We start from the raw sequence: 17,245 nt of genomic DNA, 5'->3' as shown, positions 1-17,245 counted from the left end.
GAAGCATCAGCCGATGGCTGCGGCCTTCACGTCCTCATCGATGAACGGCAGGTACTGCTCAAAGTTGTCAGAGAACATCTGCACCAGCTTGGCCGCCTGCGCGTCATAGGCCGACTTGTCGTCCCAGGTGCGGCGCGGATCCAGCAGCAGTTCCGGCACGCCCGGCACGTTGACCGGCACGTCAAAGCCGAAGTTCGCGTCCTTGCGGAAATCTGCGTCTGCCAGCGAGCCGTCCAGCGCAGCAGTCAGCAGCGCGCGGGTTGCCTTGATCGGCATGCGCGAGCCGGTGCCATAGGCGCCGCCGGTCCAGCCGGTGTTCACCAGCCAGCAGGTGGCGCCGTGCTGGGCGATCTTCTCGCGCAGCAGGTTGCCGTAAACCTCCGGGCGGCGCGGCATGAACGGCGCGCCAAAGCAGGTGGAGAAGGTCGGCTCCGGCTCGGTCACGCCGCGCTCGGTGCCTGCCACCTTGGAGGTGAAACCGGACAGGAAGTGGTACATCGCCTGCGCCGGGGTCAGCCGTGCGATCGGAGGCAGTACGCCGAAGGCATCGCAGGTCAGCATGATGATGTTCTTCGGGTGGCCGCCGCGGGCGCTGGACGATGCATTGGAGATGTAATGCAGCGGGTAGGCACAGCGCATGTTGGCGGTCAGGCTGTCGTCGTTGAAATCCAGCTCCTTTGTCTCCGGGTCGAACACCATGTTTTCGATCACGGTGCCGAACTTGGAGGTGGTGGCGTAGATTTCCGGCTCTGCCTCGGCATTCAGGTTGATGGTCTTGGCATAGCAGCCGCCTTCAAAGTTGAAGGTGCCGTTGTCGGCCCAGCCGTGCTCGTCGTCGCCGATCAGGACGCGGTCCGGGTCCGCGGAGAGGGTGGTCTTGCCGGTGCCCGACAGGCCAAAGAACACGGCGGTGTCCACCGGGTTGCCCTTGGCGTGGTTGGCGGAGCAGTGCATCGGCATGATGCCTTTTTCCGGCAGCAGGTAGTTCAGCAGGGTGAACACCGATTTCTTGTTTTCGCCCGCGTATTCGGTGCCGCCGATCAGGATCATCTTCTTGTCGAAGTTCATCGCGATGATGGTCTCGGAACGGCAGTCGTGCTTCTTGGGGTCGGCCTGGAAGCTCGGGCAGTTGATGACAGTGAAATCGGCGATGAAATCATCCAGGTCTTCACGGTCGGGACGGCGCAGCATGGTGCGGATGAACAGGTTGTGCCAGGCCAGCTCGGTGACCATGCGGACGTTGATCGCATGCGCCGGGTCGGCACCGCCCACCAGGTCCTGGACGTAGTAGTCCTTGCCCTTCATGTGCTCCAGCATGTCGGCATAGAGCGCATCGAAGCCCTCGGCGCTCATCGCGGCGTTGTTGTCCCACCAGATGGTGTCGCGCACGCTGTCGGTTTTCACGACATGTTTATCCTTAGGCGAACGGCCGGTGAATTTGCCGGTGGTGACCAGGAAGGCGCCGCCATTGCCCAGCGTGCCTTCGCCGCGCTTCAGCGCAGCTTCAATCAGCGCAGGCTCCATGAAGTTGTAATAGACATTGCCCAGACCCTCGATGCCCTGATCCTCGAGGCGGAATTGCGGGTTAACCCGTCCAGATGTCATGCGTTTTTTCTCCTGTGGCGGCGCGGGCGGCACGCAGGCTGCGCGGCTGCGCCAGTGGGGCAATAGAAACGGCATCGCTGCCGGTGGCGCGGTCTTAACATGGCGTTTTGGGCGGTGAACAGGCCGGTTTCAACCAGTTAGCGCCATCAAGGCGATGTTTAGCGCAACCATTGTTCTGCACCGCGGCAAGTGCCCGTCTGTTCAGCGAACGCTAAGGTATTTTTGCCCCAATTGTGTCCAAAGATCGTCCCGATTCTTCAAATGGGATTGATTCGGCGCACCAGAACGGCGATGAACATGGTAAAAACAAAACATAACAGAGCAGATTAGGGGCAATTCCGATGTCGAAGATTGCTTTGGTTGACGATGACAGGAACATCCTGACATCCGTTTCCATGACGCTTGAGGCCGAGGGCTTTGAGGTCGAAACTTATAATGACGGCCAGGCCGCTCTGGATGCTTTCAATAAGAAGCTTCCGGATATGGCGGTGCTGGATATCAAGATGCCGCGCATGGATGGCATGGACCTGCTGCAGCGGCTGCGCCAAAAATCCCAGATGCCGGTGATCTTCCTCACCTCCAAGGATGATGAGATCGACGAGGTTCTGGGCCTGCGTATGGGCGCCGACGACTACGTCAAGAAGCCGTTTTCGCAGCGCCTGCTGGTGGAACGCATCCGGGCGCTGCTGCGCCGGCAGGAAGCAATCAGCAGCGACGCCGAGGGCACCGCTTCGCCGGAGGCAAAGGTGATGGAACGCGGCAATCTGCGGATGGATCCGCTGCGCCACGCGGTCAGCTGGAAGGGCAAGGACGTCTCGCTGACGGTGACCGAATTCCTGCTGCTGCAGGCGCTGGCCCAGCGGCCCGGCTTCGTCAAAAGCCGCGACCAACTGATGGATGTCGCCTATGATGACCAGGTTTATGTGGACGACCGCACCATCGACAGCCACATCAAACGCCTGCGCAAGAAGATGCGCAGCGCGGATTCGGATTTCGCGGCGATCGAAACCCTCTATGGTATCGGTTACCGGTACAACGAAGAATAAGCGGCCTATCCAAGCGGGGCCTTGTGCCCCCGGCCAGGGGAGTGGCGCGGATGCGCGATACCAGTGTTATGCAACGCCAGCAGGATGGCGATGTGGTCTTGGGCGAGGACTGGGTCACCCCGGACCAGTCGGTCACGCGGGAGATGCAGGTCAAGCGTGCCCGCCGCGGGTTCCTGCCGCTCAAGGGTTCGCCGCTGACCCGCAGGATCATCACCTTCAACCTGATCGCGCTGACCATCATGGTTGCGGGCATCCTGTACCTGAATTCCACGCGCCACAGCCTCGTGCAGCAGCGCGCTGGCGCCCTGGTGTCCGAGGCGATGCTGGCCGCCGACGTGTTCGAGGCAGAGATGCCTGCCGCAGGTGCCGTCAGCTTTGCCGCTGGTGACGGCATTCAGGTCGAGGACACGCTGGCTCGTCTCAGCCTGCGCGGCGGCGTTGAGGCCTTTGTCTTCGACACCACCGGCAATCTGATTTCCAGCATCAAGGGCGTAGACCGCAGCGACGCGCTGAACGTCTTGAATGACAGCGGCGAGCGCCGCACCCTGATCAGCGATGCGCTGTCCAGGCTTTGGGGGCTTGCCGGCGGGGCCGAGCAGCAGGCGGCGGTTTCCGGCCCGGCGCTGGAGGATCGTCTCGGCGGGCTGGTGGACCGGGCGATGAACGGCGGCACCGGCGTTGAAACCGTGGTGGACACCAGCGGCAGCCGGGTGATCTCCGCTGCCACGCCGATCATGCATAATGGCACCGCCGTGGGGGTGATCGCCCTGGCGTCGCCCACCGGCGAGGTGGACGCGCTTGTGCGCAGCGAGCAGGAGCGGGTGCTGCAGATGTTCATCGTGGCGCTCCTGGTCTCTGTCGGCCTCAGCCTGGTGCTGGCCTCGACCATCGCGAATCCGCTGGCTGATCTGGCAGAGGCCGCTGAACTGGGCCGCGACCGCGGCAGCCGTAAATCCAACCCGGGCCGGATCCGGATCCCGGACCTGTCCGCCCGCCCCGATGAGATCGGCCGCCTCAGCCGGGCCCTGCGCGGCATGGTCAAGGCGCTCTACTCCCGTATTGACAGCAACGAACAGTTCGCCGCGGATGTGGCGCATGAGATCAAGAACCCGCTCGCCAGCCTGCAATCCGCGGTTGGCACCCTGCGCATGGTCAAACGCGACGACCAGCGGCAAAAGCTGCTGGAGGTGATCGAACACGACGTGCGCCGCCTTGACCGGCTGGTCAGCGACATCTCCAACGCTTCGCGTCTGGATGCTGAACTGGTCAAGGAGGAAGAGGAAGAGTTCGACCTTCTGGCCATGCTCGGCAACCTCAATCAGTACCTGGGCGAGGACGCCCGCGCCAAGGGCATCGACTACATCACCGATCTGCCTGCCCAGCCGGTTCTGCTGCAGGGTCTGGAGGCGCGTCTGGCTCAGGTCTTTGTCAACCTGATCACCAACGCGATCTCCTTCTGCGAGGAAGGCGACGCCATCCGCGTCTGGGCGCGCCGGCGCGCCAACCGGGTGCTGATTGTTGTCGAAGACACCGGCCCCGGCATCCCCGATCAGGCACTTTCCAAGATCTTCAAACGCTTCTACTCGCAGCGCCCGGTGGAGCATTTCGGCAATAACTCCGGCCTTGGCCTGGCGATCTCCAAGCAGATCGTCGAGGCACATGGCGGCGTAATCTGGGCTGAAAACATCCGTCCGACCGAGGCGGACGTCACTTCTGAGCCGCTTGGCGCGCGATTTGTGGTAGGCTTGCCTGTCTGAAGCCGGTTTAGCCCATGTCTGAAACACAAAGCCTCATCCTGCATGCCTCCTGCGTTGCGCTGGAGGGACGGGGGCTTTTGATCACCGGCACCTCCGGCCAGGGCAAATCCGCGCTGGCGCTGCAGCTGATGGCTTTCGGCGCCCAGCTGGTGGCCGACGACCGGGTGCTGGTGCAGCTTCTGGACGGGGAACTTGTCGCTAGCGCGCCGGAGCCGATCCGCGGCTTGATAGAGGCCCGCTACATGGGTCTACTGCAGGCGCAGATCCGCAGCCCGGTACCGGTGACGGCGTTGGTGGACCTGGACGAGGCGGAGACTGAGCGCCTGCCGGTGCGCCACACCACCCTGCTTCTTGGGCAGGAGGTGGCGCGTGTGAAACGGGTTGATGGTGCCCATTTTGCCCCGGCGCTGATGCAATACCTCAGATGCGGGGCGCTGGACCCGGATGCCTGAACAGAACCAAAAGGCGGTCCCGGCGGTGCTGGTCACCGGCCCCTCCGGTGCGGGCCGCACCACCGCGATCAATGTGCTGGAGGATCTCGGGTTCGAGGCGATCGACAACCTGCCGCTGCGGCTGCTGCCGGGCCTGTTCGACGCCGCGGCCGCACCGCGCCCGATGGCGCTGGGGCTGGACAGCCGCAACCGGGACTTCTCGCCGCGCGCGCTCTTGGATGTGATCGACATGCTGTCCGGCCGCCGCGAGCTGGAACTGACCGTGCTCTACCTCGACGCCCACCCGGACGTGCTCCTGCGCCGCTATTCTGAAACCCGCCGCCGCCACCCGCTGGCACCGGCGGAATCCCCGGGCGAGGGGGTGCGCCGCGAATTGGACCTGATGGCGCCGATCCGCGACCGGGCTGACATCCTGCTTGAGACCTCGGACATGAACGTCCACCAGCTGAAGGCCGAGATCGAGCGCTGGTTTGCCCCGGGCGGGCGCACGCTGGCGCTGTCGGTGCAAAGCTTCTCCTACAAGCGCGGCATGCCGCACGGGATCGACATGGTGTTCGACTGCCGCTTCCTGGCCAATCCCTATTGGGATCCCGGCCTGCGGGCGCTCAATGGCCAGGATCCGGCGGTGCAGGAATATGTCCGCGCCGACCTCCGGTTCCAGCCGTTCTTCGACCGAGTGCTGGACCTCACGCGGCTGCTGCTGCCGGCCTACCGGGAAGAGGGGAAATCGCATCTCTCCATCGCCTTCGGCTGCACCGGCGGCCAGCACCGGTCGGTCACAATGGCGGAAACCCTGGCCAAGGCCCTTGCAGAGGACGGCCTGCAAGTGTCAATTAGACACCGCGAGCTGCAAGGCCAGCAAAAGAAGTGAGAGGCCGGGTTGATCGGGATAGTGATCGTAGCGCATGGCGGACTGGCAAGGGAATACCTTGCCGCGGTGGAACACGTTGTGGGTCCGCAGCCCAGCCTGATGGCCATCGCCATCGGCCCGGAGGATGACCGCGCCGCCAAGCAGGACGAGATCTGCGCGGCGGCCAACAAGGTGGACAGCGGCGGCGGCGTTGTGGTGGTAACCGACCTCTTCGGCGGCTCGCCCTCCAACCTCAGCCTCAAGGCCTGCGCACCCGCGGACCGCCGGATCCTTTACGGCGCCAACCTTCCGATGCTGATCAAACTGGCAAAATCCCGCCACCTTCCGGTTGCCGATGCGGTACGGCAGGCGATGGAGGCCGGGCGTAAATACATAAACGCCCAGAACGTAAACCCTGACGGGGAGCAGGCACATTAAATGGCTCTGAAGACGCTGAAAATCATCAATGAAAAAGGGCTGCACGCCCGCGCCTCCGCCAAACTGGTGGAGGTGGTCGAAGCGTTTGACGCCACGGCAGAGGTGCTGAAGGACGGAATGTCGGCCTCCGGCGACAGTATTATGGGCCTTTTGATGTTGGCAGCCTCGAAAGGAACGACTATTGACGTCGAGACTTCGGGGCCCGATGCTGACGCGCTTGCGCATGCGCTGGAGGCTCTGGTGGCCGACAAGTTCGGCGAGGGCTACTAGGCCCCGCGCCGGCGGCGGAACGGGAAGAAGCACATTGGCGGACACCGCACAAGACAGGAAGACCGGCATCGCGCCGGACACCGCTGAGCAGACAACGGGCGAGGTCTATGACCGCCGCACGCTGACGTATGCCAACTCCTTTGACGACCGCTGGACCTCGCTGGCGATCAAGACCATCGAATGGCTGACCGGCAAGTTGACGATCCTGCGCATGGTCAACAAGTTCGAGAAGAACAACGCAGAATACCGCGGCCAGAAGTTCTGGCGCGGCGCGCTCAACACCATGGGCATCGACCTGCAGACCCCGCAGGAGCAGATCGACAACATTCCTGCAGACGGCCCGGTGGTGATTGTCGCCAACCATCCGCACGGGATGGTGGACGGCATGATCTTTGCCGACCTGATCGGCCGCCGCCGCACCGACTACCGCATTCTGACCCGTTCGGTGCTGACCGGCCTGGATGAGGCCGCGACCTCCTTCATGATCCCGGTGCCCTTCCCGCATGACCCCGAAGCACAGCGTAAGATGGTCGATATGCGGGCCAAAACCATGGCCTACCTCAAGGAGGGCGGCGCCGTGGCCCTGTTCCCTTCGGGTGTGGTGATGTCGTCCGACAGCTGGTTTGGCCCTGCGGTCGAGCGCGAATGGAACGTCTTCACCGCCCAGCTGATCCGCCGCTCAGGAGCCCGGGTGGTGCCGATCTTTTATCCCGGCTCGAACTCGCGCTGGTACCAGATCGCCTGCCAGATCTCCCCGATCCTGCGCCAGGGCCTGCTGCTGCATGAAATCGTCCGCTCCTGCAACAAGCCGCAGGCACCGGTGGTCGGCAAGCCGCTGACCGACGAGCAGATGGCGCAGCTGCAAACCGATCCGCGCGGTTTCATGGCCTGGCTGCGCGAGCACACCCTGAGCCTCGGCAAGCAGGGCTGAGCCCGCCTGATCATACCGCTGGAAACGAAAAAGCGCCCCGCGGGGGCGCTTTCTTGTTCAGTCCAGGCTGACTACCGGGTCGGGACCGGCACCTCGCCGCGGTAGTCATAGAACCCGCGCTGGGTTTTGCGGCCCAGCCAGCCGGCCTCGACGTATTTGGTCAAGAGCGGGCAGGGGCGGTATTTGGTGTCAGCCAGCCCGTCGTGCAGCACATTCATGATCGCCAAACAGGTGTCCAGACCAATGAAATCCGCCAGCTCCAGCGGCCCCATCGGGTGGTTGGCGCCCAGTTTCATCGATTCATCGATCGACTTCACCGATCCAACGCCCTCATACAGCGTATAAACCGCCTCGTTGATCATCGGCATCAGGATGCGGTTGACGATGAAGGCCGGGAAATCCTCTGCGCTGGCGGAGGTTTTGCCAAGCCGCGCCACCACGTCCTGGCACGCCTTGAAGGTCGGCTCATCGGTGGCGATGCCGCGGATCAGCTCCACCAGCTGCATCACCGGAACCGGGTTCATGAAATGGAAGCCCATGAACCGCTCAGGCCGGTCGGTGCGGCTGGCCAGCCGGGTGATCGAGATCGAGGAGGTGTTTGAGGTCAGGATCGTATGCGGCTGCAGATGCGGCTGCAGGTCCTCGAAAATGGCCTGCTTCACGGTTTCCCGCTCGGTCGCCGCCTCGATCACCAGATCGGTTGCGCCCACGTCTGCCAGCTTCAGCGACGGCACGATGCGCGCGAGCGCCGCCTTCACATCAGCCTCGGAAACCTTGCCCTTACTGGCCTGGCGCTCCATGTTCTTGTGAATCAGGCTCAGCGCGCCGTCCAGCGCCTGCTGGCTGACGTCATTCAGCACGACATCGTACCCGGCCAGCGCCATGACATGGGCAATCCCGTTGCCCATCTGACCCGCGCCGATCACTCCAACCTTCTGAATTTCCATGCCTCAGGCTCCTGAAATAGCTGCGGCAACCATACTGGCCGGGCGCGGGCAGGCACAAGGGCAGCTTGCCCGGATTTGAGGCAAATTCTCACTTTAGGGAAATTGCAATGGTTGCCCGCCAAGGTGAGTCTCGGGTGAAAAATTGGTGGTACTTATGAGCTATGAACTCAAAAGCCCGGGGGGGCTTGCGGGGGAACCAGTCAGATATGGTCAATCCAGACTGCTGGTGCGGGGGCCGCAAAGGTCCCTGAAGGATCCGTATGTCGCTTTTCTGGGCGGAACCGAAGTCTATGGGCGATTCGTTGAATTTCCGTTTGTGGCGTCGCTGCAGGCCCGGCTGGGCATGGATTGCGTTAACCTGGGCAGCGTGAATGCGGGCCTGGACAGCTTTGCGCAGGATGACACTCTGATCGGGGTGGCCCGCAACGCCCGGCTGACCGTGGTGCAGATGCTGGGTGCGCAGAACATTTCCAATCCCTATTACCGCGTGCATCCGCGCCGCAACGACCGGTTTCTGGCAGCCCAGCCCGCGCTCAAGACCCTGTACCCCGAAATCGACTTCACCGAATTCCACTTCAACAAGCACCTGCTTTGCTCCCTGCGCGACATCTCGGTCCAGCGGTTTGAGCAGGTGCGCGAACAGCTGCAGCGCAGCTGGGTCGACCGGATGACCCGGCTGGTGGAGGAGCTGGACGGGCGCGTCCTGCTGTTGTGGCTGCGCTATGCGCTCGACGCCGAAGCCGGCTTCCCGGAGGAGCCGGTTCTGGTCGACCGTGCCATGGCTGAGGTGCTGCGCCCCAAGGTGCAGGGTATCCTGGAAATCAAGGCCGCCTCCGCCGCCGCAGCGCAGGATATCTCCGGCATGATCTTCGGCCCGATGGAGCTGCCGGCCGCGCGGCACATGATCGGCCCCAAGGAGCACATGAAAATCGCAGAAGCCCTGGCCTGCGACCTGGAACCGCTGTTGCGCATCTGAGCGGCAACCGCCCCGGCCCACAATAGGCCCGCACCCTCAGAACGGAAAAAAGGCCCGCCAAATGGCGGGCCTTCCTATTGGTCAGCTGTCCGGCTGGGCTCAGCCCAGTTTCTCGGTCAGGGCCGGGACGGCTTCGAACAGGTCGGCAACCAGGCCAAAGTCCGCAACCTGGAAGATCGGTGCTTCTTCGTCCTTGTTGATCGCCACGATGACCTTGGAGTCCTTCATGCCGGCCAGGTGCTGAATGGCGCCGGAGATGCCGACAGCGACATACAGGTCCGGTGCTACAACCTTGCCGGTCTGACCCACCTGCCAGTCGTTCGGGGCATAGCCCGAGTCGACAGCCGCGCGCGATGCGCCAACTGCGGCACCCAGCTTGTCGGCCAGGTTCTCGATCAGTTTGAAGTCTTCCTCGGAGCCAACGCCGCGGCCGCCGGAGACAACGATGCCGGCCGAGGTCAGCTCGGGACGGTCGCTTGCGGCAACCTTGTCTTCGACCCACTCGGACAGGCCCGGGTTTGCAGCAGCCGAGATGGTCTCAACCGATGCCGAGCCGCCTTCGCCAGCTGCGTCGAACGACGCGGTGCGGAAGGAGACGACTTTCTTGGCGTCGCTGGACTTCACGGTCTGGATCGCGTTGCCGGCATAGATCGGGCGCTCGAAGGTGTTGCCGTCGACAACGCCGGACACGTCCGAGATCACCATCACGTCCAGCAGCGCAGCAACGCGCGGCAGAACGTTCTTGGCGTCGGTGGTGGCCGGAGCAACGATGTGCTCATAGTCGGACGCCAGGCCTGCGATCAATGCTGCGGTCGGCTCCGCCAGACGGTGGCCCAGAGATGCGTCCTCAGCAACCAGAACCTTGGCAACGCCTGCGATCTTGGCAGCTTCTTCGCCGGCTGCGGCAGCAGAGGCGCCAGCGGCCAGAACGGTCACGTCGCCCAGCTTGGAGGCAGCGGCAACGGCTTTTGCGGTCGCGTCCAGCGCCAGTGCGCCGTCGGTCACTTCAGCAAGGAGAAGAACAGCCATTACACAGCCCCCGCTTCTTTGAGTTTCTCAACCAGCTCGTCGACGGAGCCGACGATGATGCCTGCGGCGCGTGCCGGCGGCTCTTCGGTCTTGACGATTTCCAGGCGCGGCGTAACGTCGACGCCGTAGTCGGCGGCGGTTTTCTCGTCCAGCGGCTTCTTCTTCGCCTTCATGATGTTCGGCAGCGACGCATAGCGCGGCTCGTTCAGGCGCAGGTCCACTGTGATGATGGCGGGCATCTTCACGGAAATGGTCTGCAGGCCGCCGTCAACCTCACGGGTCACCTTGGCGTTGCCGCCTTCGATGTCCAGTTCAGAGGCAAAGGTGCCCTGGGACCAGCCCAGCAGCGCCGACAGCATCTGGCCGGTTGCGTTCATGTCGTTGTCGATGGCCTGCTTGCCGCAGAGCACCACGCCCGGCTGCTCTTCCTCGACCACTTTGGCCAGGATTTTCGCAACGGCCAGCGGCTCGATGTCGGTGTGCACGTCGTCGGCAGCAACCACCAGGATGGCGCGGTCCGCACCCATCGCCAGGGCGGTGCGCAGGGTTTCCTGGGCCTGCTTGACGCCGATGGAAACCGCAACCACCTCATCAGCCTTGCCGGCTTCTTTCAGGCGGATGGCTTCTTCGACAGCGATTTCGTCGAAGGGGTTCATCGACATTTTCACGTTGGCGAGATCGACACCGCTGCCGTCCGCTTTGACGCGGACCTTCACGTTGTAGTCAATCACGCGTTTGACAGGCACGAGTACCTTCATTTTGCGTTCTCTCCTTAACAAACGGCAAGCCGCCCCAGGGCGACTCCCCCTCTATGCTCTCGCAGCGTTGATACCGGCTGGTGTGCGCCTGCAACAGGGCAAAATCGTCACGTTAGCGCACGCCGACGTCGCGTTTGCTCATTTGGAACATCATTTTTGCAAGAATGTTTCCGGTGGGAAATCCGCCTGCCGCAACGGCAGGGGGCTGTTGCCGCAGATGACGCGTTTGGCGCCGGATTCGCAAAAATCCGGCGCCAAAGGGCGAATCAGAGCGGGTTAAACCGGGGCAGGCGGCCTCAGCGGTTGGCGCCGGGCACCCACAGAACGTCGTCCTTGCCGCCATTGTTGGCGGTGCGGGCGGCAACAAAGAACCAGTCGGAAAGGCGGTTCAGGTATTTCACTGCCGCCGGGTTCACGTCCTCGGCGGTGCTGAGGTCGGTGGCCAGCCGCTCGGCGCGCCGCGCCACAGTGCGGCAGACATGCAGATGCGCCGCCAGCTTGGATCCGCCCGGCAGGATGAAACTGCGCAGCGCCTCCAGATCCTTGTTCATGACGTCGATCTCAGCCTCCAGCCGCTCGACCTGCGCCACGGCAACCCGCAGCGGCGGGTATTCGGCTTCGGCGTCCTTCTCCATCTCGGGCCGGCACAGGTCGGCACCCAGATCGAACAGGTCATTCTGAATGCGCGCTAGGGCGGCATCCATCTCGCCGTCGGCTTCCAGCCGCGCGACGCCGACAAAGGAGTTCAGCTCATCCGAGGTGCCATAGGCATTGACCCGCGCCGAATGCTTGGCCACCCGCTCGCCGTTCCCCAGCGCGGTCTCGCCCTTGTCGCCGGTGCGGGTGTAAATCTTGTTCAGAACGACCATCGCCTCTTATCCTCCCTGGTTGCGCAGGTAGACGTAAGTCAGCACCAGCACCACCGCAATGAATTGAAACAGGATGCGCAGCCGCATCATCTTGTTTGCATTGCGGCGGTTGAACTCGCCGCCCTTGCCAAAGCCGCCAATGCCGATGACCAGCGCCACAACCACAGCCGCCACGGCTGCCAGTGCCAGATAATACAGCGGATCGAACATCCTGTCCCCCAAGCGCGTTTATTCCGTTGCACCCCATCTAACCCGCGCAGATGCGGATGGCGACCCTATCCAAGCCTGACAAGGATGCGGTCAATTGCCCGGGTCGGCAGGATGCGCCGCAGAAAGCCCGCAATATGGGTGGGGGTGGTGACGTAGTAGCGCGGCCGCGGCCGCCGGGATTCGCAGGCATGGGCCAGCTTGGCGGTGACGGCAGAGGCAGGCAGTTCGAACCGGTCCGGGCCGCTGCTTTCATAAAGCCGCTTCAGCAGCCGCGATTCATAAAGCTCACGCAGCGGCGATGCCTGCCAGTCGATGAAGCGCTCGAAATGCGGGATCGATTTTTCGCGGATCTTTGACGTCACCGGCCCCGGCTCGATCAGCACCATGTGGATGCCGGTCCCCTGCAGCTCCACCCGCAGCGTATCCGTCAGCCCCTCCAGCGCGTATTTCGTCGCCACATAGGCGCCGCGCCAGGGAAAGGTCACAAACCCCAGGATCGAGGAGTTCTGCACGATCCGCCCGTGGCCTTGACTGCGCATCACCGGAATCACCTGCCGGGTCAGCTCATGCCAGCCAAAGAAATTCGCCTCAAAGATGGAGCGCAAGCCGTCCGTCGGCAGATCTTCCACCGCGCCGGGCAACCCGTGGGCGCCGTTGTTGAACAGCGCATCCAGCGTGCCGCCAGTGGCCTCCAGTACCTCGGCCAGGCCAGCGGTGATGCTTTCTGGATCAGTGTAATCGATGCGCGGGCTCTCGAATCCCTCGGCCCGCATCCGGTCACAGTCGCGCTGCTGCCGGCAGGAGGCAAACACCCGCCAGCCGCGCTCCCGCATGCCGCGGGCCGCATCCAGGCCGATCCCGGAGGAACAGCCCGTAATCAGAATCGTTTTCTTCAAGAGATTGCCCCTCTGCCCGGAGTTTTCCGGGACCAGTTATGGGCGTTTCTTGCTCACCAGGGAAGCGGCAATCCAGCCGACCTTGCCCTTGCCGGGTGCGCGCAGATGCAGCCAGCCGGTGCCGCTGTCCTCGAACACGATCACCTCATCCCCGCCCAGGAGGCGGGTAATCACCGGGTAATTGGTGCCCGGCCCCTGCCGCATGTTCACGCGGGAGGCCCTGATCTGGCGGATGTCCGGTTCCGGTGCGGGCTGCGGCTCTGCCAGCGCGGCACCCGCCGGTTCCGGCGAATCGTTCTGCGCGTCTGCCGCGGCAGAGGCCTGCTGCAGCGCGGCAAGACCGCCCTCCAGCGACGCCAGCTGAAGCGGCGCACCCTCGTCCGCCACCGCCGGGAAAACACTGGTGCTGTCGCCGATCGCCAGCCGTGCCTGGGTGATCTGCCGCAGCGCCACCCGCGACCGCAGTTGCGGATCAGCGGCAGGGCGCACAGGCCGTTCCGCCTCCTGCAGTCTGCCGGCCGGACGGAAAGTCACATTTCTGATCAGGGACTTGGCATCCTCGCTGGCGCTGCTGCTGCGGCTGCCCTGGCGAGTCTCCTCCGGCGCAGCAAATGCGGCCTTGGCAATCTCCAGCGCGTCAGAGCGCTGGTTGCGCGGCTCGAAGTCCGCACCTCCGCTGAGCTCATAAAATCCCCAGCCCAGAAAAGCGAAAGAAACTAAAACAAATCGCGACATAACCCAGTCCCCCCTAGTACCACCACACATGGCGGCTGCACGAAATAGCATTGGTTTGAAAAAGAAACGCACGGCGCAGCTGCCTGGTTCCCTTCTATCTAGGGCAAGTTAACGGCGGGGAAACAGGGGAGAGTCCGCAATCTTCTCCCCCAAAACGTTGGCGCGGCGCTGCATCCCCGCGAATTTCGCGCGCGCCCGCTTTACCAATTCCGGCGGCGGCAGTATCACCGATGCATGACCGACCTGGTAGAAGATCCCGACATGCCGTCTGCCCCTGAACAGGGTGAAATCCTGGAACCGCTGCGCCGCGCCATTGGCGAGCGCTATCTGACCTATGCGCTCAGCACCATCATGCACCGGGCGCTGCCTGACGCGCGTGACGGGCTGAAGCCGGTGCACCGGCGCATCCTTTATGCGATGAACCGCCTGCGCCTCAGCTCCACCGGGGGCTTCCTGAAGTCGGCCAAGATTTCCGGCGACACCATGGGCGACTTCCACCCCCACGGCGACGCCGCGATCTATGACGCGATGGCGCGCCTGGCGCAGGATTTCAACGTCCGCTACCCGCTGGTCGACGGCCAGGGCAACTTCGGCAACATCGACGGCGACAACCCCGCGGCCTCGCGCTACACTGAGGCGCGGATGACCTTCGTGGCCGAGGCGATGCTGGAAGGCCTCAACGAGGATTCGGTCGATTTCCGCGACAACTACGACGGCCGCCTCACTGAGCCGGCAGTGCTGCCCGCGACCTTCCCGAACATCCTGGCAAACGGCGCTGCGGGGATCGCGGTGGGCATGGCGACCAACATCCCGCCCCACAACATTGCTGAGCTGATCGACGCTTGCCTGCATCTGATCAAGACGCCGGACGCGCGCGACGACACGCTCCTGAACTATGTGCCGGGCCCTGATTTCCCCACCGGTGGCATCATCGTCGAGCCCAAGGAAAACATCGCCAAGGCTTACAGCACCGGCCGCGGCTCCTTCCGCCTGCGCTGCAAGCACGAGGTCGAGGACCTGGGCCGCGGCCAGTGGCAGATCGTCGTCACCGAGATCCCCTATCAGGTCCAGAAATCCAAGCTGATCGAGAAGATCGCCGAGTTGATCCAGACCAAGAAGGTGCCGATCCTCGCCGATGTGCGCGACGAATCGGCGGACGACATCCGTATCATCCTGGAACCCAAGTCCAAGAACGTGGACCCCGAGGTTCTGATGAACATGATGTTCCGCAATTCGGACCTGGAGATCCGCTTCAGCCTGAACATGAACGTGCTGATCGACGGCGTGACGCCCAAGGTCTGCTCGATGAAAGAGGTGCTGCGCGCCTTCCTCGACCACCGCCGCGACGTGCTGCAGCGCCGCTCGCGCCACCGGATGGAAAAGATCGACCACCGGCTGGAGGTCTTGGAAGGCTTCATCATTGCCTTCCTGAACCTTGATCGGGTGATCGACATTATCCGCTATGACGAGGATCCCAAGGCCGCCCTGATCCGCGAGGACTGGAGCAAGGACCATCCCCGCGCCTTCACCGAGGCCGAGTATGTCACCCCGGCCCCCGGCGCAGGCGAGCTGACCGAGGTGCAGGCCGAGGCGATCCTCAACATGCGCCTGCGGTCTTTGCGCAAGCTGGAAGAGATCGAACTGACCCGCGAACGCGATGCCCTGCGCGAAGAGCGCGCCGGGCTGGTCGAGCTGCTGGCCTCCGAAGAACTGCAATGGTCCCGCATCTCTGAGCAGCTGAAGGAAACCAAGAAGCAGTTCGGCAAGGATTACGCAGGCGGCGCCCGCCGCACGTTGTTTGCCGAGGCTGGTGAAGTGGAAGACGTGCCGCTGGAAGCGATGATCGACCGTGAGCCGATCACCGTGGTCTGCTCCCAGATGGGCTGGATCCGGGCGATGACCGGCCACATCGACCTGAACCGGGAACTCAAGTTCAAGGATGGCGACGGCCCGCGTTTCATCTTCCACGCGGAAACCACCGACCGCCTGCTGGTTTTCGGCTCCAACGGCCGTTTCTACACCCTGTCCGCCTCCAACCTTCCGGGCGGGCGCGGCATGGGCGAACCGGTGCGCCTGATGGTCGATCTGCCGAACGAGGCGGAGATCGTCGACCTGATGATCCACAACCCCGAAGGCCGCCTTCTGGTCGCGTCGGACGCGGGCAACGGCTTCATCTGCGCGGAAAAGGAAATCGTCGCCCAGACCCGCAGCGGCAAGCAGGTGCTGAACGTCAAGGACGACGAGCGCGCCAAGATCTGCATTCCGGTTGCGGGCGACCACGTCGCCATCGTCTCCGAGAACGGCAAGTTCCTGGTCTTCGCGGTCGAGGAAATGCCCGAACTGACCCGCGGCAAGGGCGTGCGGCTGCAGAAATACAACATGGCCCGCGGCAAGCAGGGCTCGCTGGAACTGGACGGCGGCCTCTCGGACATCACCACCTTCAACTGGGATGACGGCCTGCGCTGGGAAAGGGGCGGCGGCAAGACCCGCCACGAGGCCGACCTCACCCAGTGGCTCGGCAAGCGCGCCGGGGTGGGCAAGCGTCCGCCGCACGGCTTCCCGCGCAATTACAAGTTCAAGTAGGGCAGCAGAAACAAGTAGGGCAGCAGAAACCTGCCGCCTGCCTGTGCCCCCCGCGCCACCCGCGCGGGGGTTGCTGTTTCCGGCTCTTTACCCCGCCCGCCGCCCCCGGCTATCTGGGCGGGACCGACTTTTTCTTGGGGGATTTCCATGATCCGCATTTCTGCCGCGCTGGCTGCGCTGGCCCTGCTCACCGCCTGCGGCGAAACCCAGCTGAACGAGGCGCCGGAGGATCTGGGCGCCTTCCAGGCCCGCGTGACCCACGTCTACACGGAAAAGGCGCTGCAATGGCCGCTGTCGCGCAACGCCGAGCACAGCGAATGGACCGCGCCGATCGAAAACGCGCTGAACACCCGCCTGCGCCGCTACCAGGGTGCTCAGGAGTACGACGTCGCGGTGACGCTCGAAGGTTTCATGCTGGCGCCCCCTGGCGTGCCGGTGCTGTTCTCCCCCAAAAGCGCGGTGGTGGTGAACGTCTTTGTCTATGACGTGGCAGAAAAGAAATTCCTGGCCAAGAAGCACCAGATGGAAATCTTCGAAAGCACGACCGGCGAAAGCGCTGTTCTGGGTTCCGGCCATGCCCGCACAAAGGAAGAGCAGATCCAGGGTCTCGCCATCAATATCGCCGACAAGGTCGAGGAATGGATGGCTGAGCAGCATGAGAAAGAAGGCTGGTTTGCCCCGCGCGCCGCGGCGGAATCCGCCAGCGGCACGGACACGGCTGCGGCAGAGACGCAACCTGCTGGCTGAGGCTTGTGAAAACCGCTGCTGTCAAGCAGGAACGGGTTGATTTTTGCCGGCAAACCAAATAATCCGCCGGCGCAGAGGAAACCGGGTCGGCAAGCGACCCCTCATTTCAAAAGGGCGCCTAAGCAATGGCTAAGGAAAAGTTTGAA

The 17,245-nt window shown here is 63.5% G+C and carries 18 protein-coding genes; 10 read left to right on the top strand and 8 right to left on the bottom strand.

Annotated features, from left to right (window positions below):
* Positions 1–6 precede the first annotated feature (6 nt).
* Positions 7–1,605 carry a phosphoenolpyruvate carboxykinase gene (locus tag RA26_RS19550; RefSeq protein WP_039186683.1) on the bottom strand — a complete coding sequence of 533 codons (1,599 nt, stop codon included), beginning with the start codon at positions 1,603–1,605 and terminating at the stop codon, positions 7–9.
* A gap of 341 nt (positions 1,606–1,946) precedes the next feature.
* On the opposite strand from RA26_RS19550, the gene RA26_RS19545 reads away from it, so the two are divergent.
* The 7 genes from RA26_RS19545 to RA26_RS19515 are packed head-to-tail and all read left to right on the top strand — an operon-like array spanning position 1,947 to position 7,349.
* Positions 1,947–2,651, top strand: coding sequence for a response regulator transcription factor (locus RA26_RS19545; RefSeq protein WP_039186681.1), 705 nt, complete (start codon positions 1,947–1,949; stop codon positions 2,649–2,651).
* A 50-nt stretch (positions 2,652–2,701) separates the two neighbouring features.
* Positions 2,702–4,408, top strand: a complete 1,707-nt coding sequence (locus RA26_RS19540; protein ID WP_039186679.1) for a sensor histidine kinase — start codon at positions 2,702–2,704, stop codon at positions 4,406–4,408.
* A gap of 14 nt (positions 4,409–4,422) precedes the next feature.
* Positions 4,423–4,860, top strand: coding sequence for an HPr kinase/phosphorylase (locus tag RA26_RS19535; protein WP_039186677.1), 438 nt, complete (start codon positions 4,423–4,425; stop codon positions 4,858–4,860).
* A complete protein-coding gene (rapZ, locus tag RA26_RS19530; protein WP_039186675.1) occupies positions 4,853–5,731 on the top strand; it encodes an RNase adapter RapZ in 879 nt (292 codons plus the stop codon). The genes RA26_RS19535 and rapZ overlap by 8 nt, the downstream gene beginning before the upstream one ends.
* A 9-nt stretch (positions 5,732–5,740) precedes the next feature.
* A complete protein-coding gene (locus tag RA26_RS19525) occupies positions 5,741–6,148 on the top strand; it encodes a PTS sugar transporter subunit IIA (protein ID WP_039186673.1) in 408 nt (135 codons plus the stop codon).
* Positions 6,149–6,418, top strand: a complete 270-nt coding sequence (locus tag RA26_RS19520; protein ID WP_019296580.1) for an HPr family phosphocarrier protein — start codon at positions 6,149–6,151, stop codon at positions 6,416–6,418.
* A gap of 34 nt (positions 6,419–6,452) precedes the next feature.
* On the top strand, positions 6,453–7,349 hold the full coding sequence (locus tag RA26_RS19515; RefSeq protein WP_039186671.1) for a lysophospholipid acyltransferase family protein: 897 nt from the start codon (positions 6,453–6,455) through the stop codon (positions 7,347–7,349).
* A 71-nt stretch (positions 7,350–7,420) separates the two neighbouring features.
* On the opposite strand, the gene RA26_RS19510 is transcribed toward RA26_RS19515, so the two are convergent.
* The gene (locus tag RA26_RS19510) at positions 7,421–8,296 is read right to left on the bottom strand and encodes a 3-hydroxybutyryl-CoA dehydrogenase (protein WP_039186669.1); all 876 of its coding nucleotides are present in this window, start codon (positions 8,294–8,296) and stop codon (positions 7,421–7,423) included.
* Positions 8,297–8,450: 154 nt separating this feature from the next.
* Here RA26_RS19510 and RA26_RS19505 point away from each other — a divergent pair, with 154 nt between their 5' ends.
* Positions 8,451–9,272, top strand: coding sequence for a DUF6473 family protein (locus RA26_RS19505; RefSeq protein WP_039186666.1), 822 nt, complete (start codon positions 8,451–8,453; stop codon positions 9,270–9,272).
* A gap of 99 nt (positions 9,273–9,371) precedes the next feature.
* On the opposite strand, the gene RA26_RS19500 is transcribed toward RA26_RS19505, so the two are convergent.
* From RA26_RS19500 to RA26_RS19475, 6 genes are all read right to left on the bottom strand, one after another.
* A complete protein-coding gene (locus RA26_RS19500) occupies positions 9,372–10,301 on the bottom strand; it encodes an electron transfer flavoprotein subunit alpha/FixB family protein (protein ID WP_019296576.1) in 930 nt (309 codons plus the stop codon).
* Entirely contained in the window at positions 10,301–11,059 is a 759-nt protein-coding gene (locus tag RA26_RS19495; protein WP_039186665.1) for an electron transfer flavoprotein subunit beta/FixA family protein, read from the bottom strand. The genes RA26_RS19500 and RA26_RS19495 overlap by 1 nt, the downstream gene beginning before the upstream one ends.
* Before the next feature lie 296 nt (positions 11,060–11,355).
* Complete coding sequence (locus RA26_RS19490) at positions 11,356–11,928, bottom strand: cob(I)yrinic acid a,c-diamide adenosyltransferase (protein WP_039186663.1); 573 nt, start codon at positions 11,926–11,928, stop codon at positions 11,356–11,358.
* A 6-nt stretch (positions 11,929–11,934) separates the two neighbouring features.
* Positions 11,935–12,138, bottom strand: a complete 204-nt coding sequence (locus tag RA26_RS19485; protein WP_039186659.1) for a twin transmembrane helix small protein — start codon at positions 12,136–12,138, stop codon at positions 11,935–11,937.
* A 65-nt stretch (positions 12,139–12,203) separates the two neighbouring features.
* Positions 12,204–13,034, bottom strand: a complete 831-nt coding sequence (locus RA26_RS19480; protein ID WP_039186657.1) for an SDR family NAD(P)-dependent oxidoreductase — start codon at positions 13,032–13,034, stop codon at positions 12,204–12,206.
* Positions 13,035–13,070: 36 nt separating this feature from the next.
* The gene (locus RA26_RS19475) at positions 13,071–13,769 is read right to left on the bottom strand and encodes an SH3 domain-containing protein (RefSeq protein ID WP_039186655.1); all 699 of its coding nucleotides are present in this window, start codon (positions 13,767–13,769) and stop codon (positions 13,071–13,073) included.
* Between the two features lie 234 nt (positions 13,770–14,003).
* Here RA26_RS19475 and RA26_RS19470 point away from each other — a divergent pair, with 234 nt between their 5' ends.
* Together RA26_RS19470 and RA26_RS19465 are read left to right on the top strand one after the other, a co-directional pair.
* Complete coding sequence (locus RA26_RS19470) at positions 14,004–16,352, top strand: DNA topoisomerase IV subunit A (protein ID WP_039186653.1); 2,349 nt, start codon at positions 14,004–14,006, stop codon at positions 16,350–16,352.
* 147 nt (positions 16,353–16,499) lie between these two features.
* Positions 16,500–17,099, top strand: a complete 600-nt coding sequence (locus RA26_RS19465) for a hypothetical protein (protein ID WP_039186651.1) — start codon at positions 16,500–16,502, stop codon at positions 17,097–17,099.
* The last annotated feature ends 146 nt before the right edge of the window (positions 17,100–17,245 follow it).

Origin of the sequence: Leisingera sp. ANG-M7 (assembly GCF_000813965.1) — a bacterium.
In the GTDB taxonomy this organism is placed as follows: Bacteria; Pseudomonadota; Alphaproteobacteria; order Rhodobacterales; family Rhodobacteraceae; genus Leisingera.
Note: the sequence above shows the minus strand (reverse complement) of the source record. Positions and strands in the feature narration are given on the sequence as shown.

Excerpts from the sequence above, each read along its gene's own strand:
- RA26_RS19475 (WP_039186655.1), bottom strand. The coding sequence starts at position 13,769 with ATGTCGCGATTTGTTTTAGTTTCTTTCGCTTTTCTGGGCTGGGGATTT.
- RA26_RS19505 (WP_039186666.1), top strand. The coding sequence starts at position 8,451 with ATGAGCTATGAACTCAAAAGCCCGGGGGGGCTTGCGGGGGAACCAGTC.
- RA26_RS19465 (WP_039186651.1), top strand. The coding sequence starts at position 16,500 with ATGATCCGCATTTCTGCCGCGCTGGCTGCGCTGGCCCTGCTCACCGCC.
- RA26_RS19500 (WP_019296576.1), bottom strand. The coding sequence starts at position 10,301 with ATGGCTGTTCTTCTCCTTGCTGAAGTGACCGACGGCGCACTGGCGCTG.
- RA26_RS19485 (WP_039186659.1), bottom strand. The coding sequence starts at position 12,138 with ATGTTCGATCCGCTGTATTATCTGGCACTGGCAGCCGTGGCGGCTGTG.
- RA26_RS19550 (WP_039186683.1), bottom strand. The coding sequence starts at position 1,605 with ATGACATCTGGACGGGTTAACCCGCAATTCCGCCTCGAGGATCAGGGC.
- RA26_RS19535 (WP_039186677.1), top strand. The coding sequence starts at position 4,423 with ATGTCTGAAACACAAAGCCTCATCCTGCATGCCTCCTGCGTTGCGCTG.
- RA26_RS19520 (WP_019296580.1), top strand. The coding sequence starts at position 6,149 with ATGGCTCTGAAGACGCTGAAAATCATCAATGAAAAAGGGCTGCACGCC.
- RA26_RS19545 (WP_039186681.1), top strand. The coding sequence starts at position 1,947 with ATGTCGAAGATTGCTTTGGTTGACGATGACAGGAACATCCTGACATCC.
- RA26_RS19495 (WP_039186665.1), bottom strand. The coding sequence starts at position 11,059 with ATGAAGGTACTCGTGCCTGTCAAACGCGTGATTGACTACAACGTGAAG.
- RA26_RS19540 (WP_039186679.1), top strand. The coding sequence starts at position 2,702 with ATGCGCGATACCAGTGTTATGCAACGCCAGCAGGATGGCGATGTGGTC.
- RA26_RS19490 (WP_039186663.1), bottom strand. The coding sequence starts at position 11,928 with ATGGTCGTTCTGAACAAGATTTACACCCGCACCGGCGACAAGGGCGAG.
- RA26_RS19510 (WP_039186669.1), bottom strand. The coding sequence starts at position 8,296 with ATGGAAATTCAGAAGGTTGGAGTGATCGGCGCGGGTCAGATGGGCAAC.
- RA26_RS19470 (WP_039186653.1), top strand. The coding sequence starts at position 14,004 with ATGACCGACCTGGTAGAAGATCCCGACATGCCGTCTGCCCCTGAACAG.
- rapZ (WP_039186675.1), top strand. The coding sequence starts at position 4,853 with ATGCCTGAACAGAACCAAAAGGCGGTCCCGGCGGTGCTGGTCACCGGC.